This is a genomic window from Alcanivorax sp., assembly GCF_002733835.1.
Taxonomy (GTDB): domain Bacteria; phylum Pseudomonadota; class Gammaproteobacteria; order Pseudomonadales; family Alcanivoracaceae; genus Alcanivorax.
Genome location: NZ_NVWY01000045.1, coordinates 15,187 through 33,516 on the forward strand (window position 1 = coordinate 15,187; position 18,330 = coordinate 33,516).

Annotated in this window: 16 protein-coding genes; 11 read left to right on the forward strand and 5 right to left on the reverse strand. The window is 60.6% G+C overall.

Annotation, left to right across the window (positions count from 1 at the left end; all coding sequences use genetic code 11):
- The first annotated feature begins 3 nt into the window (after positions 1–3).
- From COA55_RS15265 to COA55_RS15295, 7 genes are all read left to right on the forward strand, one after another.
- Positions 4–1,377: a DUF2868 domain-containing protein gene (locus tag COA55_RS15265; protein ID WP_290502825.1), complete on the forward strand. Its 1,374-nt coding sequence runs from the start codon at positions 4–6 to the stop codon at positions 1,375–1,377.
- Positions 1,377–2,846 carry a GTPase/DUF3482 domain-containing protein gene (locus COA55_RS15270; RefSeq protein ID WP_290502826.1) on the forward strand — a complete coding sequence of 490 codons (1,470 nt, stop codon included), beginning with the start codon at positions 1,377–1,379 and terminating at the stop codon, positions 2,844–2,846. Before COA55_RS15265 ends, COA55_RS15270 begins: the two co-directional genes overlap by 1 nt.
- A gap of 129 nt (positions 2,847–2,975) precedes the next feature.
- Entirely contained in the window at positions 2,976–3,482 is a 507-nt protein-coding gene (locus COA55_RS15275; protein WP_290502827.1) for a MarR family transcriptional regulator, read from the forward strand.
- A gap of 10 nt (positions 3,483–3,492) precedes the next feature.
- Positions 3,493–5,601, forward strand: a complete 2,109-nt coding sequence (locus COA55_RS15280) for an FUSC family protein (protein ID WP_290502828.1) — start codon at positions 3,493–3,495, stop codon at positions 5,599–5,601.
- A complete protein-coding gene (locus tag COA55_RS15285) occupies positions 5,591–5,791 on the forward strand; it encodes a DUF1656 domain-containing protein (protein ID WP_007148706.1) in 201 nt (66 codons plus the stop codon). Before COA55_RS15280 ends, COA55_RS15285 begins: the two co-directional genes overlap by 11 nt.
- Before the next feature lie 28 nt (positions 5,792–5,819).
- Positions 5,820–6,809: an HlyD family secretion protein gene (locus COA55_RS15290; protein WP_290502829.1), complete on the forward strand. Its 990-nt coding sequence runs from the start codon at positions 5,820–5,822 to the stop codon at positions 6,807–6,809.
- A 152-nt stretch (positions 6,810–6,961) separates the two neighbouring features.
- On the forward strand, positions 6,962–7,690 hold the full coding sequence (locus tag COA55_RS15295) for a DUF1963 domain-containing protein (protein WP_290502830.1): 729 nt from the start codon (positions 6,962–6,964) through the stop codon (positions 7,688–7,690).
- A gap of 36 nt (positions 7,691–7,726) precedes the next feature.
- Here COA55_RS15295 and COA55_RS15300 read toward each other — a convergent pair whose 3' ends face one another.
- A complete protein-coding gene (locus COA55_RS15300) occupies positions 7,727–8,635 on the reverse strand; it encodes an AraC family transcriptional regulator (RefSeq protein ID WP_290502831.1) in 909 nt (302 codons plus the stop codon).
- A gap of 143 nt (positions 8,636–8,778) precedes the next feature.
- Here COA55_RS15300 and COA55_RS15305 point away from each other — a divergent pair, with 143 nt between their 5' ends.
- The 3 genes from COA55_RS15305 to mmsB all read left to right on the forward strand — a co-directional run bounded on the left by COA55_RS15305 (position 8,779) and on the right by mmsB (position 12,556).
- Positions 8,779–10,275: a CoA-acylating methylmalonate-semialdehyde dehydrogenase gene (locus COA55_RS15305; RefSeq protein WP_290502833.1), complete on the forward strand. Its 1,497-nt coding sequence runs from the start codon at positions 8,779–8,781 to the stop codon at positions 10,273–10,275.
- A gap of 76 nt (positions 10,276–10,351) precedes the next feature.
- Entirely contained in the window at positions 10,352–11,503 is a 1,152-nt protein-coding gene (locus COA55_RS15310; RefSeq protein WP_290502834.1) for an acyl-CoA dehydrogenase family protein, read from the forward strand.
- A 141-nt stretch (positions 11,504–11,644) separates the two neighbouring features.
- On the forward strand, positions 11,645–12,556 hold the full coding sequence (gene mmsB / locus COA55_RS15315; RefSeq protein ID WP_290502836.1) for a 3-hydroxyisobutyrate dehydrogenase: 912 nt from the start codon (positions 11,645–11,647) through the stop codon (positions 12,554–12,556).
- A gap of 114 nt (positions 12,557–12,670) precedes the next feature.
- On the opposite strand, the gene thpD is transcribed toward mmsB, so the two are convergent.
- Together thpD and COA55_RS15325 are read right to left on the reverse strand one after the other, a co-directional pair.
- Positions 12,671–13,603, reverse strand: coding sequence for an ectoine hydroxylase (gene thpD / locus COA55_RS15320; protein WP_290502838.1), 933 nt, complete (start codon positions 13,601–13,603; stop codon positions 12,671–12,673).
- 192 nt (positions 13,604–13,795) lie between these two features.
- Complete coding sequence (locus tag COA55_RS15325) at positions 13,796–14,251, reverse strand: SRPBCC family protein (protein ID WP_290502840.1); 456 nt, start codon at positions 14,249–14,251, stop codon at positions 13,796–13,798.
- Between the two features lie 418 nt (positions 14,252–14,669).
- On the opposite strand from COA55_RS15325, the gene rlmF reads away from it, so the two are divergent.
- Positions 14,670–15,605 carry a 23S rRNA (adenine(1618)-N(6))-methyltransferase RlmF gene (gene rlmF / locus COA55_RS15330; RefSeq protein ID WP_290502841.1) on the forward strand — a complete coding sequence of 312 codons (936 nt, stop codon included), beginning with the start codon at positions 14,670–14,672 and terminating at the stop codon, positions 15,603–15,605.
- Positions 15,606–16,433: 828 nt separating this feature from the next.
- On the opposite strand, the gene COA55_RS15335 is transcribed toward rlmF, so the two are convergent.
- Together COA55_RS15335 and COA55_RS15340 are read right to left on the reverse strand one after the other, a co-directional pair.
- Positions 16,434–16,703 carry a YdeI/OmpD-associated family protein gene (locus tag COA55_RS15335; protein WP_290502842.1) on the reverse strand — a complete coding sequence of 90 codons (270 nt, stop codon included), beginning with the start codon at positions 16,701–16,703 and terminating at the stop codon, positions 16,434–16,436.
- Positions 16,704–16,761: 58 nt separating this feature from the next.
- Positions 16,762–18,174, reverse strand: coding sequence for an amidase (locus COA55_RS15340; RefSeq protein ID WP_290502843.1), 1,413 nt, complete (start codon positions 18,172–18,174; stop codon positions 16,762–16,764).
- Between the last annotated feature and the right edge of the window lie 156 nt (positions 18,175–18,330).

An 18,330-nucleotide genomic window follows, 5' to 3' on the forward strand; every position in this document is an offset into this window, starting at 1 on the left:
GCTTTGGCAAACGCGTTAACCCTGCTGCTGGATTTTGACGACCAGTATCGCCGCGATGTGGACCAGAACCACGCGTTCCTGCATCGCCGCGACCGGCGTTTTGCCCAGCAGCAACAGGAGCAGCGGCAGCCGCTCACGGTGCCCGCCTGGCTGGCCTCTCTACATGCCCTCAATGGCCAGCGCCAGGTGGACAGCGGCAGCGATCCGCGCCTGCGTGGCTGGCGTCAGGCGCGCTGGGTGTTTGCCGGCCTGGGGGCTGTGCTGGGCGTGGCTTTCATGTTGGGCCTGCTCTATTACGATGGTGGCCAGCAGATCAACGTGACCCTGCTGGTGGCGCTGGTGGGCCTGCAAGGGCTGCTGGCATTGTTCACCAGCGTGCAGGCCTGGCTGGGCTGGCAGCCCTGGCACACCCTGCTGGGTCGTTGGCGTGGAAATGACGATGCGTTGGCGTCGTTGCGCCCGGTGCTATCTGCCCGGGTGGCGCACACCGGCGGCTTGATGTTTGCCCTCACCGGGTTGCTTACCTTGCTGTTGCTGGTGGCGGTGCAGGATCTGGCGTTTGGCTGGAGTACCACCTTGCAGGCGTCCGCCGCCGGTTATCACCAATGGATCAGTGCACTGGCCTTGCCCTGGCAGTCCCTGTGGCCGGAAGCCGTGCCGTCGCTGGCCTTGGTGGAGGCCTCCCAGTTTTACCGGCTACAGCAGGGCAGTGGCGTGGCCAACCCGGCCCTGCTGGGCACTTGGTGGCCGTTCGTGTTGATGCTGTGGCTGGTCTATGTGCTGCTGCCCCGCTGTGTGCTGCTGATGCTGGCGGCGCTGCAATTACGCTGGCAAAGCCATCGTGCCCTGCGCGCACACCCGGGCTGGCAGCCGCTCCATTACCGCTTTGATACGCCCTGGGTGGACACCCGGGGCGACGATGAGGGGCCGGCAGCCCCGGCCCCGGCCCACACCGCCCTGTCGCCACTCCTTGCCAGCACCACCCTGATTCACTGGGCCGGCGCGGGCCTGCAATCTGCATCACTCGGTGCCGCGCTGTCGGCGGGTCCGGCGCCGTTGCAGTTGCGTGCCGGCGGCAATAGCAGTCTGGATGAGGATGCCCGGGTGTTGGCGCAGGCGGCGGAATCCGGGCAGCCGGTGATTGTGGTGGCCCGGGGTTGGGAACCGCCCACCGGTGAGCTGAGCGACTTTATTTTTGATGCCCGCGAACAGGGTATGACGGCGCTGCTGGCGCTGGTGCCGCTGGCTGACGAAGACGGAGCGGCGTTGGCCGACCCGGGATTGCTGGCCCAGTGGCAACGCTTTGTGGACCGCCAGCGCGACAGCCAGTTATTGCTGTGTGCCCCAGTGGCGGCCGAGAAGGAGCAGCAAGCCTGATGCACGAACCCGACAACGACACGCCGGCGCCTGGCGTGGATCTGCCGCGCTTTGCCGTGGTGGGCCACCCCAACAAGGGCAAGTCCAGCGTGGTGGCGACGCTGGCTCAGAACGACAGCATCGCCATCGCCATGGAGCCCGGCACCACCCGCGACAGTCACCGTTACCCCATGAAAGTGGATGACGTGACGCTCTATGAACTGATCGACACCCCCGGCTTTCAGCGCCCCCGCAAGGTGCTGGCCTGGTTGCAGGGCCACAGCCTGTCCGCCTCGGACCGGCCGGAGACCGTGGCCGCTTTCGTGACCCAGCACCGTGATGACCCGCGTTACCACGACGAATATGAATTGTTGCGGCCCATCGTGGAGGGTTCCGGGATCATCTATGTGGTGGATGGCTCGGTGCCCTATAACCGCGAGCACGAAGCGGAAATGAATATTCTGCGCTGGACCGGCCGGCCCAGCCTGGCGCTGATCAACCAGATCGGCCCGGACGACCACAGCGCTGCCTGGGAAGCGGCGCTGGGCCAGTATTTCCAGATCGTGCGGCGCTTCGACGCGGTGCGTGCCCCGTTCGAAAAACACCTGGACCTGCTGCGCAGTTTTGGCCAGCTGGCGCCCCACTGGCGCGAACCACTGGATGCGGCGCTGGAGTACCTGCAGGCCCTCAAGTTCGGCCGCGATAGCCAGGCCCTGGAGCGCATCGCCGATGCCCTGATCGACATGCTCGGCCACCAGGAAACCGCCCGGTTGAGTGAGTTCGAAGACGCCAGCCCCCTGTTGCCCAAGCTGCAACAACGCTGGCAGAACTGGCAGCGTGAGCGCGAACAACGGCTGCGGGTGGCGGTGGAAGACCTGTATCAGCATCGCCGCCTGCAGCGCCAGGAAGAAGCGCTGGTGACCCCGCAAGGCGGTGATCTGTTCAGTGAGCGCACCCGCCAGCTATGGGGCATCAGCAAGACCCAGCTGGCCGCCGCCGGTTTCGGCGCCGGCGCCGTGGGCGGTGCCGGCATTGATGCGGTGGCGCTGGGGCATTCGTTGGGTGCCGGGGCGCTGATTGGCGGGTTATTGGGCGCCGCCGGCAGCTACTACTACAGCGACAAGCTCACCAAACTGAAATTTGGCCCGCTCAGTGGCGGTTTTCGCGAGGCGGTCTACGGCCCCCTGCGGGACCCGCAGTTTGCCTATGTGGTGCTGGGCCGGGCGCTGGTGCACTGGTATCAGGTCAGCCAGCGCAACCACGCCGGCCGTGATGTGCTGGTGGTTACCGGGGCGCAGGACCACTGGCTGGCGCAGATGGAGCGCAGCCATCGCAATGGCCTGCAAAAAAGCCTGCAGGCCCTGGCCAGCCGCCGTTTTGATCCCAGCAAACGCCAGCGGCTGATTGAGCAACTGGAGCTGGCCCAGCAGGCGTTCGCCCAGTGGCAGCTTCGGCCTTTTCAGGAATCCGGCGAAGACTCTCCCAATTAAGCGATTAATATCAGTGGCATAGGGCTAACTCCCAAGCGGCGATAACTCAGCGACATCGGAATAGTTCATTTGTGTACTATTCCGATGTATACTTTATGAATCATGTTCATAGAGATTCAGGAGGGCTGTGTGAGCCGCTTCGACGCCACCGAAAACCGCATTAATCTGACCCACCAGCGCTTCTCCAGTTACCCCCGGGAGCCGGCCATGCTGGTGCGCCTGGTCAAGGCCATTTCCCAACACGTTCACGACACCGCCAACCTGGTGTTGCGCCAGTACGGGCTCAATCACACGGACTACAACGTGCTGATGATGCTGTATGGCTGCCAGCAGGAAGGCATGACCGTCACCCAGCTGCGCGATGCGGCGGCAGAGAAGTCGGCCAACGTGACCCGGGTGTGCAATATTCTCTGCGACCGGGGCTGGATGGCCCGCTATGCCGATCCCCAGGACCGGCGCCGGGTGCTGGTCTCCCTGACCCCGGAAGGGGAGGCGCTGGTGGAACAGTTTCTGCCGTCCATGTCGTCCCTGCTGAATCAGTACGGCGCCGCCTTCGATGCCCGGGAAACCGCCCAGCTGGAAACCTTGCTCAAACGGTTGCTGGGCGTTGCCGAGCAGATCGAGCGCGAGCTGTGAGTGCGTCAACATGAATGCCCGGAAGGAAATCGCCTCACCCCGACCCTGGCTGATGGGCCAGTTGCGCGAAACCGCGCTGGACTGGCTCTACGTGGGCAAGGCGTTGCTGGCCATTTTTATCGGTGGCTGGCTGGCCATGCGCATGGACCTGCAGCAGCCAGCCACCACCATGATGACGGTGGCGCTGGTGATGCACCCGGCCAGTGGCATGGTGTTGGCGAAGAGTTTCTACCGGGCCATGGGCACTCTGGTGGGCTGTGGCGTGGCTATCGCCCTGGTGGGCCTGTTCCCGCAGCAGCGTGAATTATTGTTGGTGGGCATGGCCCTGTGGATTGGTCTGTGCGCCGCCGGGGCGTCCCTGTATCGCAACTTCATGTCCTACGGTTTTGTGCTGTCCGGCTACACCGTGGCCATCGTGGTGCTGCCGGTGGTGCAGCATCCGCTGGGGCTGTTTGATTCGGCGGTGATGCGGGTCAGCGAAGTGATGCTGGGCATTCTGGTGGCGGGGCTGGTGGGGGATGTGCTGTTTCCCCAGCGGTTGCGTATGGCTCTGCGTCAGCAGTTGGCTGACCAATACCGGGGCTTTCTGGCGTTTGTACGCGGCAGCCTGGGCGGCGTGCTGGCCCGTGATGCGCTGGAAGAGGCCCATATGCGGTTTGTGGGCGAGACCATTCAGGTGGAAAACCTGCGCAGTTCCGTGGTGTTCGAGGACGCCGGCGTGCGGGCGCACAGCCCGCGCCTGCGCCAGCTCAACCAGCATTTCATGGAGGTCTCCACCAGCTACCAGACTCTGCATCATCTGATGAATCGCATGCATGCGCCCCATCACCGCGATACCCGCGACCGGTTGATGCAGCTGTGCGCGTTTACCGCCACCGCCCTGGAAGGGGATTGTCAGCCCAGCCCGGAGGCTGCCGCGCGGCTGGCGTTGGAGCTGCAACACACCGAGCGGGAGTTGCCCGGCAAGATCAGTGAGCAGCGCCAGGGGCTGACCTCGCGCCGGGAATTACTGGATTTCGACACTGGCGCCGAGCTGCTGGGCCGCTGCCTGCAGGAATTGCGCGCCTATGTGCAGGCCTATGCGCAATTGCGCCGCCCCGGCGTGCCCACGGCGGCAGAGAAAGAGGTGGTGTTCCAGCACGGTAATGATCGCCTCGGCGCATTGGTGAGCGGGGTGCGGGCCACGGTGACCATGTTGATGATGGGCAGTTTCTGGATTCTGTCCGGCTGGGTCCATGGGGGCAGTGCCATGATGTTGGCGACGATTTTCACCGGCCTGTTTGCCAGTGCGCCGAACCCGTCAGCGGTGGTGCGGCAGATTACCCTGGGCTTTGCCACCGGTATGCCGCTGGCGTTTCTCTGTCAGTTTCTGGTGCTCACTCACATGGATGACTTCGGCCTGATGGTGGCCGGCATCGTGCCGTTTCTGCTCACCGGGCTGTATCTCACTACTCGGCCGACGCTGGCCGGGTATGGCACCGGCTATGTGCTCAGTTTTATCTACCTGTTGAATCTGCACAGCCCGATGACGTTCGACCCGGTGTATGTGGTCAACGAGGCGATCAGCCAGATTGGCGGGGTGCTGGCGGTGGCCGTGGCGTTCAGCCTGTTCGGCAACGCCTCCAGCAATGGCTGGTTGCGACATCGGTTGTTGCGCCAGCTGCGCTATCAGGTGGCCCGTGCCTGCGAGGCGCCGCTGAACGGGTTACGCCACCGCCTGGAAAGCGCCACCCGTGACCTGTTCATGCAGATCATGGTGCATGCGGGGCCGCGCGCTCGTGACTGGCTGCCCTGGGCGTTGTCGGTGCATGAAACCGGCCGTGCGGTGGTGGAGCTACGCAACCGGCAGTCCACCCTGCCGCTGGTCGAACAGACCGCAGTTGTGGCGGTGCTGGAGGCCTTCGCCCGTCTCTATCGCAGTGATGCGGACAAGCAACAAGGTGCCCACGAGAGGGCGTTGCTGGCGCTGGATACGGCCATGGCCACGGTGGCCGACCGCCCTGCCCTGCGTCAGCTGCATTTGCTGCGCCAGGCCCTGCTGGATACCCGCTCGGTACTGGTGGCGACGCCGGCTGCCAGTCCCCAACCGCATCAGGAGGAAGTGCCCCATGCCCCGTGAAATTGCTGTGCTGGATGCGCTGGTGCCCAGCCTGTTACTGGTGTTTGTCTTCAGTCTGCTGTTGCAGTGGGCGGTGGACTGGGTGGGCGGCCGTTATGGCCTGTACCGCTATGTCTGGCACCCGCCGTTGTTCCGGGTAGCGGTGTTTTTCTGTTGTTTCGGTGGCCTCGGGCTGCTGGCCATGCAGTAAGGAAAGTCAAGACGGAGGAGAGAAAACCATGAAAACCCAATCCCTGATTCGGGCCTCGGTCACCCTGTTTATGGTGGCGCTGGCCGCCTTGCTGGCCTGGGCACTGTGGCAGCACTACATGTATTCCCCCTGGACCCGGGATGGCCGGGTGCGGGCGCGGGTGGTGCAGGTGGCGCCGGATGTGTCCGGGCTGGTCAGCGAGGTGGCAGTGGCCGACAACCAGACCGTGCAGCAGGGCGATCTGTTGTTCGTGATCGACCGCAGCCGTTACCAGAATGCCCTGCAGCAGGCGGAGGCGGACCAGCGCGCCGCCGAAGCGGCAGCCCGCGCGGCCGGTGCGGATATTCCTGCTGCCCAGGCCAGCGCCGCCAAGGCGCGGGCCGAGTTTGCCATGCGCCAGGCGGAATCCCGGCGCCGGGATCGTATCGCTGAAGCGGTGTCCCGGGAGGTGCGCGATAACGCCCACAGTAACGCCGATGCGGCCCAGGCCCAGCTACAGGCGGCCCAGGCCAGCCATCAACGGGCCACCGCCAGCCAGCAGCAGTTGCTGGCCCGCTTGCAGCAGGCCAATGCCGCCCTGGCGCTGGCGCAGCTGAACCTGGAGCGCACGGAAGTGCGCGCCCCGGTGGACGGTTACGTCACCAACCTGGCGCTGTATCCGGGCGATTATGCCCACGCCGGGCAGGCGCATATGGCACTGATCGATCGGCATGACTTCTGGGTATACGGCTACTTCGAGGAAACCAAGCTGCCCAATGTGCATGTGGGTGATGCGGTGCAGGTGCGCCTGCTCAGTGGTATCCGCGCCCATGGCACCGTAGACAGCATTGCCCATGGTATCGCCGACCGGGATAACCCCACCGGGGCCAACCTGCTGGCGGATGTGAACCCCACGTTCAACTGGGTGCGCCTGGCCCAGCGGGTGCCGGTGCGGGTGTCGATTGATGCGGACAGCCTGCCCGAGGGCACCGTGCTGGCGGCGGGAATGACCGCCACCCTGACCCTGAATCCCTCCTGAAGGGGCCCGTCGTTGGGCAGGAAAACAGGGTCGGGCAGATAATTGCACGCCGCTTAACCGCTAAAACCTGCCTGGCAGCGGGTAACGGTGGGCGCTTTATTGCGTGAGGCTGGCGTGAAGGTGAACATGAAACGACCGTACGAGGACGAGTCATGTTACCCGAAGAAATCAAGCACAAGCTGGCTACCCTGTCCCGCCCCGGTTGGCGCCCCCGAGTCGGCCCGGCGGTGCCGGGGGCACGCTCCAAATTTGGTGGGCTACCACTGCTGAAAGAGGGTGAATCCTGGCCCTGCTGTGGCCATTGCCACCAGCCCATGCAGCTGTTTGTGCAGCTGGATTCCCAGGATGTCCCGGTGGATGGGCGCGCGGCATTCGGTGACGGGGTGCTACAAGTGTTCTATTGCACCAACGGGGAAGAAGACTGTGAAGTGTTGGGGCACGCGCACCTGCCCTTCTCCGACGCTTCTCTGGTACGAGTGATTCCCCGGCAGCAGGCCGGTGGTTTTGATGCCCTGCCGGTGGGTATACCGGATGCGTTCCCCGAGCAATCATTGACTGGCTGGCAGCGGGTAACGGATTTTCCAGACCACCAGGAAACCGCTGCCCTCAACGATGATGATATGCCCGATGGCATGGTCGCCCTGCTCCAGGCGCACCGCCCTGCCCCGCGTCCGGGCGACAAATTTCTCGGTTGGCCGCACTGGGTAAAAGAGGTGGCCTACCCGTCCTGCCCTTGTTGCGAAAAGCCGATGAAATTTATTTTGCAGCTGGATTCAACGGACACCCTTCCCTTCTGGTTCGGCAACAGCGGTTGCGCCTATGTTTTCCAGTGTGAAAACAGTCCGCAGATACTCGCCATGAGCTGGGAAAGCCGCCCCTGAATTTATGAAAATTTCCTGGAAATTTTCATAAACTGCTCAATTTTTTCCTCTTTCCTGGCGGTATTGCTGCGGCGAAACGCGCATCACTTTCTTGAACAGCCGGGAAAAATAATATGGATCATCGTAGCCCAGCTGCAGCGCGATGGCGGCCACGCTCTGGTCGGTGATATCCAGCAGGTAGCAGGCATGGCTAACCTTGATGCGCAGGAACGCCTGCATGGGGGTTTGCCCGGTCTGGCGTTTGTATTCCCGAATAAAATGGTAGCGGGACAAATCGCTGGTGGCGGCGATCAGTGTATCCAGGCTGAGGCGTTGGTCCATGGCCGTTTGCAGGTAGCTGTTTACCCGTGCCACATCCAGGGTGGCGTGGCGTACCTGGTGCTGGCGGCGCATCAGGGCCGCGTAGGCGAGCAGGCTGCGTAGCAGGTTGGCCGCGTAAATCAGGTGTTCCGGCTGGGCGCTGGTGGCTGCCGCCATCAACGCCTGAAAATCCTCCGCCAGGCGGGAATGGACGCCGACCCGGACCTTACGGATGCCTGGCTGGTGTTGCCCGGCAATTTCGTCGAAATATCCCTGCACTTCAGGCCCGCCCAGATGCACCCAGTAAATGCTCCAGGGGCGCTGCGGGTTGGCGTAGTAGCGATGGGCCAGCCCGGCAGGCAACAGCAATAGCTCACCGGCCTCAACCGGCTGGCTCAGCCCTCCGTAAGCCACCTGTCCTGCCCCGGAGACACAGTAGATCAACAGGTCGTCCGCCGGATGCTGGCGTGCCATGCGGTGCCCGCTGGCCTGCGGATAAAAGCCCACCCCATGGGGCATGCAGCCAGAACAAAGCGGATGATCGCGGACACTGGCCAGCACCGCCGGGGGGATCACGGTGCGTTGGCCGCTGTCGGGCAATGGCCAGCGGGAAGTCTCGGCGGTTGGTCGTTCCTGGTATTCCATAAACAGCAATATAGTCCATCTTGGTCAAAAGTGGCTATCTGCATGGCAGAAAAGCTGTGCTACAACAGGGACAACGCTTGTAAGCAGTCACGCTTTACGCTGGCGCGCCCAGCCGAAAGCCCGAAAGAAGGATGGAGAACCCGATGGCCCACCAATTGCCCCTGCTGATTAACGGTGAATTTGTTGCCAGCCAGACTGACCAGTGGATTGCGGTAACCAACCCGGCTACCCAGGAAACCCTGTGCGAGGCCCCGGCGGCCACCGCCGAGGAAATGGAGCGGGCCATTGCGGCGGGCAAGGCCGCCTTCCAGACCTGGAAAGAAGTGCCGGTCTCCGAGCGAGCCCGATTGATGCTGCGCTACCAGGCGCTGTTAAAAGAGCATCACGACGAAATTGCCGAAATCCTCAGCCAGGAAACCGGCAAAACCTTCGAAGATGCCAAGGGGGACGTGTGGCGCGGCATTGAAGTGGCCGAGCAGGCCGCCAACATTGCCTCGCTGATGATGGGCGAAACCGTGGAGAACGTGGCGCGCAGCATCGACACCCATTCCTGGACCCAGCCGCTGGGTGTGTGCGCGGGGATTACCCCGTTCAACTTCCCGGCCATGATTCCCCTGTGGATGTTTCCGCTGGCCATCGCCGCCGGTAACACCTTTGTGCTCAAGCCCTCCGAGCAGGACCCGATGACCCCGAACCGTCTGGCGGAATTGTTCCAGGAAGCCGGCGCAGCGCCGGGTCTGTTGCAGGTGGTGCACGGTGGCAAGGAGCAGGTAGATACCCTGCTGTCGCACCCGGACATCAAGGCGGTGTCGTTCGTGGGCTCGGTGCCGGTGGGGCAGCACGTGTACCGCACCGCCACCGACAACATGAAGCGCGCGCAGTGCTTTGCCGGGGCCAAGAACCACATGGTGATCATGCCCGATGCCAACAAGGATCAGGTGGTCAGCAGCCTGGTAGGGTCGTCCTGCGGGGCGGCAGGTCAGCGTTGCATGGCCATCAGCGTGGCGGTGTTTGTCGGCGATTCCAAAGCCTGGATCGACGAGCTGGCCAGCCAGTTTGCCCAGATCCGCCCCGGCGCCTGGAACGACCCGGAGGCTGCGTACGGCCCGCAGATCAGCCCGGCGGCTAAACAGCGGGTGTTGAAAATGATCGAACAGGGCAAGCAGGAGGGCGCCACCTGTTTGCTGGATGGCTCCGACTGCACCGTGGAGGGCCTGCCGGACGGCAACTGGGTCGGGCCGACGCTGTTCACCGATGTGACTGCCAATATGGCGATTTACCAGGAAGAAATTTTCGGCCCGGTATTGTGCTGTGTGTGCGTGGACTCGCTGGATGAGGCCCTGGAACTGGTCAACAACAGCCCCTATGGCAACGGCACCTCCATCTTTACCGCCAGCGGTGCCGCCGCGCGGAAATATCAGCACGAAGTGGAAGTGGGGCAGGTGGGTATCAATGTACCGATCCCGGTGCCGCTGCCGTTCTTTAGTTTCACTGGCTGGAAAGGATCGTTCTACGGTGACCAACACGCTTACGGCAAGCAGGGCGTGCGTTTCTATACGGAAACCAAGACCGTCACCAGCCGCTGGTTCGATTCCGATATCCCGGCGAGCGGCCCTAACATGAGCATTGATTTGAAATAACCGTCTCTCGTTTTTGTAGGAGCTTGCTTGCAAGCAAGCTCCTACAGTCATTAACACCCTTGTCGTGAGATAAAACGTGGACTTTTCTTTCACAGAAGAACAAATCGCCTTCCGCGAAACGGCGCGCCAGTTTTCTGAAAAAGAGCTGGCACCGTTTGCCGCCGAATGGGATGCAAAAAGCTTCTTCCCAAAAGACGCGATTCGCGAAGCCGGGGCGTTGGGTTTTTGTTCCCTGTACTGCGATGAAGCACACGGCGGCATGGGGTTGAGCCGGCTGGATGCGGCGTTGATCTTTGAACAACTCTCCCAGGGCTGCACCTCCACCACCGCCTTTATCACCATCCACAATATGGCCACCTGGATGCTCACCCGTTTTGGCAGCGATGCCATTCGGTCCCGTTGGGCTGACGCATTGATGAGCGGTGAAAAACTGGCGTCCTATTGCCTGACCGAACCGGGCGCCGGTTCCGATGCGGCATCGTTAAGCACCACCGCAAAAAAAGACGGCGATGATTATGTGCTTAATGGCGCCAAGGCGTTTATTTCCGGCGCCGGCGATACGGATGTGTTGGTGTTGATGGCACGTACCGGCGGGCCAGGCGCCGGCGGCATTTCCTGCTTTGCGGTGCCGGCGGATACGCCGGGCATCAGCTATGGCCGCAACGAAGCCAAGATGGGCTGGAAAAGCCAGCCTACCCGGGCAGTGATTCTTGAAGATGCACGCATTCCTGCGGACTGCCTGATCGGTGAAGAAGGGCAGGGCTTTCGTATCGCCATGGCCGGCCTGGATGGTGGCCGTATCAATATTGCCAGCTGTTCTCTGGGGGCGGCCCAGGCGGCGTTGCATCAGGCGCAGCAATACGTGCAGGAACGCAAACAGTTTGGCCAGGCCATTGGTGATTTTCAGACCGTGCAATTCACTCTGGCCGACATGACCACGGAGTTAGTGGCGGCGCAGCAAATGGTCCGCCTGGCGGCCTGGAAACTGGATCAGAATCACAGCGATAAAAGCATGTTGTGCGCCATGGCAAAGCGTCTGGCAACGGACCTGTGTTTCAACGTCTGCAACCAGGCGCTGCAACTGCATGGCGGTTACGGTTATATCAGTGAGTACCCGCTGGAGCGTTACGTGCGCGATGCGCGGGTGCACCAGATTCTGGAAGGCACTAATGAAATCATGCGTGTGATCATCGCGCGCAATGTGCTGAAAGATTTATCGTTTCTGTAAAGGGTCGGACGTCAGAGTTCTGACGTCGGACGACAAAAAATCTTGGATGGGGGTTAGCGTCAGACATCCGACGTCAGACGTCCGGCCCGTCTCTAAACGCACAAGAATATCCGCTCGGAAAAGCGGCAGGGAGAGACAACCATGAAAATCGGATTCTTCGGTGTCGGTCACATGGGTGGGCCCATGGCAGCCAATCTGGTCAAGGCCGGGCATGAAGTCACGGCGTTTGATCTGGTGCCCGCCTTGTTGGCGGCCGCAGTGAATGATGGCGTCCAGGCTGCCGAGAGTGCTGTTGAAGCGGTGCAGGGGGCGGATATTATCGTCAGCATGCTGCCGTCAGCGGGTGCAGTTCGTGGTCTGTATCTGGGGGACGAAGGTGTGCTGTCGCACATTGATAAACGCGCCCTGATTATCGACTGCTCCACCATCGATGCAGACACCGCCCGTGACGTGGCTGCCATTGCCAGGGAGCAGGGCAGGGTGATGATCGATGCGCCGGTGTCCGGCGGCGTCGGCGGTGCCAAAGCCGGCACGCTCACCTTTATCTGTGGCGGCCCCAGCGACGCCATCGACCGGGCCCGCCCGGTGCTGGAATGCATGGGCGCCCAGGTGTTCCGTGCCGGGGACAACGGTGCCGGCCAACTGGCAAAAATCTGCAACAACATGCTGCTGGCCATCCACATGATCGGCACCGCCGAAGCCCTGCAAATGGGCGCCGACCACGGCCTGGACCCGGCCGTTCTTTCCGACATCATGAAAGCCAGCTCCGGCGACAACTGGTCCCTGGACAAGTACAACCCCTGGCCCGGTGTGATGGAAAACGTACCGTCATCCAAAGACTACGAAGGTGGCTTTGCGGTGAAGCTGATGAACAAGGATCTGGGGCTGGCGTTACAAGCAGGCCTCAGCACCCAATCCGCCACGCCCATGGGGAACCTGGCGAAGTCCCTCTATGCCGCTCACGGCAACCACGGGTACGCAGAGAAAGACTTCTCCAGTATTCAGCGGTTTTTTCGCCACAAGGAAAGCAGTGAAAAAATGAATAATGAATAATTAATAGTTAATAACGAAAACAAAAAAGCCGCGCCATAGACTGTGGGCGCGGCTTTTATCTTTTCAGTCGGCGACAATATTTATCGCGAGTTATTAATTATTCATTATTAACTATTAATTATCCTCTGCTTGCCAAAGCCGATCCGGTTCATGCCCGAGAAACCGTGGACGACGTTTATTCGCTGCATAGGGTTCACCACAGGCGTTGTCCCGGCGATTAAAAACAAAGAACACATTGCTGCGTGGGTCCGGTGACATATTGGCGTTGGAGCAGTGCAGGGTGTTGCAGTCAAACAGCAGCAAGCTGCCCGCCGGGCCGGTGGGGGCCTCGATACCGTAGCGGTTTATCATTTTCGTCAGCGCCTGTTCTGAAGGCACACCGATCTGTTGGGTCTTCAGTGACTGCTTGTGATGTTCCTCCGGTGTCGGACCCACACAGGGGATAAAGTGTTTGTGAGAGCCGGGGATCAGCATCAGCGGGCCGTTGAACGGGTGATTGTCTGTCAGAATGATGGAGGCGCTTACCGCATGCATGGCCGGCATGCCGTCTTCCGCATGCCAGGTTTCAAAATCTGAGTGCCAGTTGAACCCCTTGCCCTTGAATCCAGGCTTGTAGTTGATACGCGACTGGTGCACATAGTGGCCACCGCCGAGAATCTGCTCCACACGTTGAGTCAGGCGCGGATCGCGGGCCAGGTGCTGAAATGCCCGGTGCAGAAAGTGCACGGCAAACACGGACCGGATCTCCTGACTGTTGGGCTCGGTGATCGTGAAAGGCTGGTCCCGATAGTCATCCCGATTGAGCAGCTCACTCATTGCCTCGGTCAGCGTGGCTACCTCATCCGCCGGCAGAAAGCCGGGCTCGAACAGAAAGCCGTTTTCCTCAAAGCGATCAAGCTGTTGTTCAGTCAATGGGCCGGGCAGATGGCGGCCTTTTACCGTGTGCTCCCGGCGCTCGCGGCAGGGTTGTTCCGGATGCTGGTGCAACCGGGTGGGGTAGGGGTCGGCCGAAATCGGGGCCGGGCAAGTCAGGTTCTGCGCTGACATCAAATCACCTCCGTAATCTGGTGCACAAATCAGAAACAGCCTTGCGATGAGGCTTGCTGGTTTTCTCCGTGGGTAACACATCCCCGCACGGCCCGGCTAAAGCAGGGCCGGGTACGTGAGACTAAGGGCTATAACGAAAGTTTCAACCCCGCGAGGGGCTGGATGCTTGTGAAAAGCGATACCTGAGGCGAGTTACCCCTCAGGGGTGTCGGGCTCTACCAGTCTGGCCAGTTGCGCCAGTGATTCCTGCCAGCCCAGGTAACACATGGCTTGCGGAATCACCGCGGGGATATCTTCCTGGGTAATGCGAAGATCCGTGCCGCAGGGTGCTTCGTTGAGCGTAATGGTCACCCGCATTTCCCCAGGCAGTTCTTCACTGTCAAAACGGTCCGTGTGGCACAGGCGCTTACCGGGTTCCAGCTCCAGGTATTTCACCGTGAAGGAATGTGATTCACCGGTACTGAAATTGGTGAACGACATCCGATATCCACCCCCAACGCTGGCGTCTATTTCATGCACCGTTCCCGTGAAGCCGTAGGGCGGCAGCCAGTATTCCAGCGCCTGTTTGTCAATGAATGCCTTGTATACCCGATCAGTGGGTGCCCGCAGTACTCGGTGTAACGTGACGGTCCCCGTTGCTTCTTCCATGTCGGTCTCCTTAATCGTATTAACGGACGTGTTGTTACTGACCAGTCGAACGGGCATGGCGAAAATCGACACGGTGGTCTGAAAAAATATAAGCGGGTCATAAGGATGAGATAGCCGGATTATGCCTTTGGGGTTCTCGGTACCCTTGGGAAAACGGTAAGCATAGGAAACTGGGAATGATGAGTGGATTGTGTAGGTCGTATTAGGCGCAGCCGTAATCCGACATGCCTGTAATGAGAACCAGAGGCGAGTCTAAAGTGGAGGAAAGCACCTGGAGAAATGGAGTAGAACCTTGGAGTCAAAATCTGACTCCAAGGTTTCCCTGCTGTCGATTATGCCCGAGACAGACAAAACACTATAATTACTGACTAATCCGCATCGACTCTAATCGTTAACTCTCCGCCTCAGGCCTGTCATTGTGAGTACCCGTCAGAGAAGAAAGAAAAGCCAGTCCAAACCGATTAGCAAAAGTCTACACCCGAGAAACCTGCACAACCAGGGCTATGATTTTCCTGCTCTGGTAACCAGTTATCCGGCGTTGGCCTGCCATGTGAAGCCGAACCCTTACGGCAATCTTTCCATCGATTTCTCAAACCCGTTGGCAGTCAAAACCCTCAACGCCGCCTTGCTAAAGCAACATTACAATATTGCCGGTTGGGATATTCCGGACGGTGCACTGTGCCCTCCCATCCCGGGCAGGGCTGACTATATCCATTACATTGCCGATCTGCTTGGGCCTGAAAACCCGGACATCAAGCTGCTTGATATCGGCACTGGCGCAAACGGGATCTACCCGCTGCTGGCCTGCCGGATTTACGGCTGGCAGTGCGTCGGCAGTGACATTAACGCTCAGTCGCTTGCAAATGTGAAGGCGATTATTGACAGTAATCCCGACCTCAAAGAACGCTTCACCCTGCGCACCCAAAACGACAAGAACCATATTTTTGAAGGCATCATTCAGCCGGGAGAGCGGTTTGATGTCAGCGTCTGCAATCCGCCTTTCCATGCTTCCCAGGATGAGGCACTGAAAAGTACCCAACGTAAAGTCTCTAACCTGGCGCGCAATCGCGGTGAGGAAAAGGTGCAAACAAAGGCGTCGAATCTCAATTTTGGTGGGCAGGGCGCTGAGCTTTGGTGCAAGGGTGGCGAGCTGTTGTTTATCAAGAAAATGGTAAGAGAAAGTCAGGTGTATGCATCGCAATGCCGCTGGTTTACCAGTCTGGTATCAAAAGCCGACAATGTCCGGCCGTTGAAGAAATTGATGCTGAAGGTCGGCGCCGTTGAGGTGCGGGAAATAGAGATGAAGCAGGGTAACAAGGTTGCCAGAGTGCTGGCTTGGACATTTGCCCAGTAGATGAATCGGAAATAGGTAACGGGGGGCGTAAGTTCCCTTAGCGCCTTGCGCAGCGGCGCGTGTTTTTGCGTCCGCTGCCTTGCCTGGTTAAGTGGCGACACAGCAGCCTACCCAAAGACCACGATGTGAGCCTGCGAACCAGACTACATTTATGGCACCCGCAAGGACTCAAACCCTGAAGACACCCCAACCTGAAATGTGGCCGCCCACAACGAACGAAAACGACTAGCCACAACCTCTTGTTTTTCTAACGCCACCAGATTGCATGACTGTGGCACCGACTCTGAACCTTGCTATGCCATAGAAAAAGCAGAGCCATTTAACAGCGTATTAGTTAGAACGTTCCGCATAAATCGGTTCCTCATAACTCTGGAATCATGCTTCCCTTTCCCGAAGAAAAGCCTGCCATAACAATAGGTTGTGGCGCTACAACCAATTTCCTGCACGGAGTTATAAGGAGCGTTCTATATAACTCCTGGAGAATTGTCATCCATTGGATGACAGCAAGGTGCTTGATAAAAAAGAAAATTGTAGCGGGCGGGGTGCGTAAGTAGGGCGGTTTCCGCTGAAAACAAGTAAACCGCACTCCTTCGCGGGCTTTATGCTGGTAAGCCGTCACTATCAGGCGGCTTGCGGTTCTCGTGCATCCGGTTGGGTCGTCGCAGCGCTCCTGGATCATTGAGCCTCGGTCCATTCTTCCTGAGTACCCTCATGGTCCCGCTTGGCGGTCATCTGCCGTACGTGGAAGGAGGCGCGGATTACGCAGTGGTGGATAGCACATTAACGTCCATAGGGTTGTCGCTGAGCAGATCGGGCAGGCGGAGGTTTTTACGCCTTGCCGGTACGCTCGCGGTGGGGGCAGCCGGGCCAGCAGCAGGGGCGGCGTTTACCGGCGGTGAGGTTTTCCCTGGCGCGGGTAATGCGCCCCTGTCGGATTGCCTGTTTCTTGGCATCTTCTATCCAGCAAATCCATTCGTTACGGGCCAACGGGGTGATGTCTTCCCATTGCGCCAGCATGGCGCTGTCAGCCTGTAGGGTGTGGCGAAGGTCGTCGGGCAGTGCGTGGACCACGCCACCGCTGATGGTCTGGTTTGCCATGATCCAGGTTCCCTGTGAGATCAACGCACCGACAATAGCAAAAGGCAGTGGGCGGCTTCTATGACGTGAGTCTCCTGAAGGCCTGGCTGGCTTCCAGTTCAAAGGCCAGCTCCAGCAAGGTGCGCTCCTTGCCGTGGCGGCCATTGAGTTGCACTCCAATGGGGGTCCCATTCTCGGCCTGCCCAAGGGGAAGGGAAATGCCCGGACTACCTGACGCATTGTTGGCGGGTGTGAAGGTGGTGTAACGCAGCAGGCGCTCCAGTTGGGTGTCGAAGTCCACATCGGCGCCCAGGTAACCCAGTTCCGGGGTGGTGTGGGCCAGCACCGGGGTGAGCACCACGTCGTACTGGTTGAATACTTCTGCGTAGCGGGCCTGACTCTGGCGAAGCTGGCGCAGCATGCCCGGGGTTTTCAGGAAGCGTTGACGGTAATAGCGGGCCAGACCCTGCGAAAGCGGGTCCAGCTGCTGGCCATCGAACCCTTGAGGGAACAGGGCGCGGCCGAATTTGCTGATAAAGAAAGCGAGCATGGCCCAGTAAAGCAGGAAATCGTCTACAAACCGCTGGGGCAGGTCGATGCGGGCCATTTCTACATGGTGGCCCAGATCAGACAGCTGTTTGGCGGTGGCTTCCACGGCGGCACGGGTTTGCGGGCAGGTGGGGTCGCCGGCGATGGAGTCCACCATCAGGCCGATGCGTCGCCGCTGTTTGCCGGGGCCGGTGACGTGCCCGACAGCGGGTAGCTTGTTGTTGCGGTAGTACTTTTCGGCTTCGGCGAAGAAGTTGGCGGTGTCGCGCACGGTGCGGCTGAGCACGCCATCGCTGATGATATTGACCGGCAAGGCTTTGGCGGCTTCCTGGGTCACCAGGCGCCCACGGGTACTTTTCAGGCCCACCAGGCCACAGACGGCGGCGGGGATGCGAATGGAGCCGCCGCCGTCGTTGCCGTGGGCAATGGGCACGGCGCCGGCGGCCACCAGTGCGGCGCTGCCGCCGGAAGAGCCGCCGGCGGAGTGGTTCAGGTGCCAGGGGTTGCGGGTGGCCGGGGCGTGAGCCATCTCGGTGGAGGCGGTAAAGCCGAAGGCGGGCAGGGTGGTCTTGCCCAACAGGTTAAAACCCTGAGCCAGATACTGTTTCGCCAGTACGCTGGTTTTCTTCATGGGTTTGCCACCCACGGCGGCACTGCCATGGCCGGTGGGCAGGCCGCGCAGGTCGATATTGTCTTTGATCAAGCTGGGAACGCCGGCAAAAAAGCCTTCAAAGTGCTTGTTGTTGGCTCGTTCTCGCGCTCCTGCATAGGTGTCCAGCACCAGCCCGTTGAGGGTGGGATTGACCCGCTGCAAGCGGGCGATGGCGGCCTCGGTGGCGTTGGTTGCGCTGATGTCGCCGCGTTGCAGGCGCTCTGCCAGGGCGGTGGCATCATCGGTGCCCAGGGCGTCATCGGTAAAGGCGTGGAGCGTGTGCTGTGTCATGGTGTCTCACGGGCAGGCTGTTATTTTGCACGAATGTACCAACTTGGCGCGAGCCAGGCAGGGGCGGATCGGGCCAATCGGGCTGGCGGCAGAGGCTTTCAGGGGCGCGCCCGTTCCACACGCTTGTGCTGGGCCAGCAAGTGGCGGGCCAGGGTG

Coding starts and splice junctions, on each gene's coding strand:
- COA55_RS15270 (WP_290502826.1), top strand. CDS start 1,377: ATGCACGAACCCGACAACGACACGCCGGCGCCTGGCGTGGATCTGCCG.
- COA55_RS15305 (WP_290502833.1), top strand. CDS start 8,779: ATGGCCCACCAATTGCCCCTGCTGATTAACGGTGAATTTGTTGCCAGC.
- COA55_RS15300 (WP_290502831.1), bottom strand. CDS start 8,635: ATGGAATACCAGGAACGACCAACCGCCGAGACTTCCCGCTGGCCATTG.
- COA55_RS15340 (WP_290502843.1), bottom strand. CDS start 18,174: ATGACACAGCACACGCTCCACGCCTTTACCGATGACGCCCTGGGCACC.
- COA55_RS15335 (WP_290502842.1), bottom strand. CDS start 16,703: ATGGCAAACCAGACCATCAGCGGTGGCGTGGTCCACGCACTGCCCGAC.
- COA55_RS15280 (WP_290502828.1), top strand. CDS start 3,493: ATGAATGCCCGGAAGGAAATCGCCTCACCCCGACCCTGGCTGATGGGC.
- mmsB (WP_290502836.1), top strand. CDS start 11,645: ATGAAAATCGGATTCTTCGGTGTCGGTCACATGGGTGGGCCCATGGCA.
- COA55_RS15290 (WP_290502829.1), top strand. CDS start 5,820: ATGAAAACCCAATCCCTGATTCGGGCCTCGGTCACCCTGTTTATGGTG.
- COA55_RS15285 (WP_007148706.1), top strand. CDS start 5,591: ATGCCCCGTGAAATTGCTGTGCTGGATGCGCTGGTGCCCAGCCTGTTA.
- COA55_RS15295 (WP_290502830.1), top strand. CDS start 6,962: ATGTTACCCGAAGAAATCAAGCACAAGCTGGCTACCCTGTCCCGCCCC.
- COA55_RS15325 (WP_290502840.1), bottom strand. CDS start 14,251: ATGGAAGAAGCAACGGGGACCGTCACGTTACACCGAGTACTGCGGGCA.
- thpD (WP_290502838.1), bottom strand. CDS start 13,603: ATGTCAGCGCAGAACCTGACTTGCCCGGCCCCGATTTCGGCCGACCCC.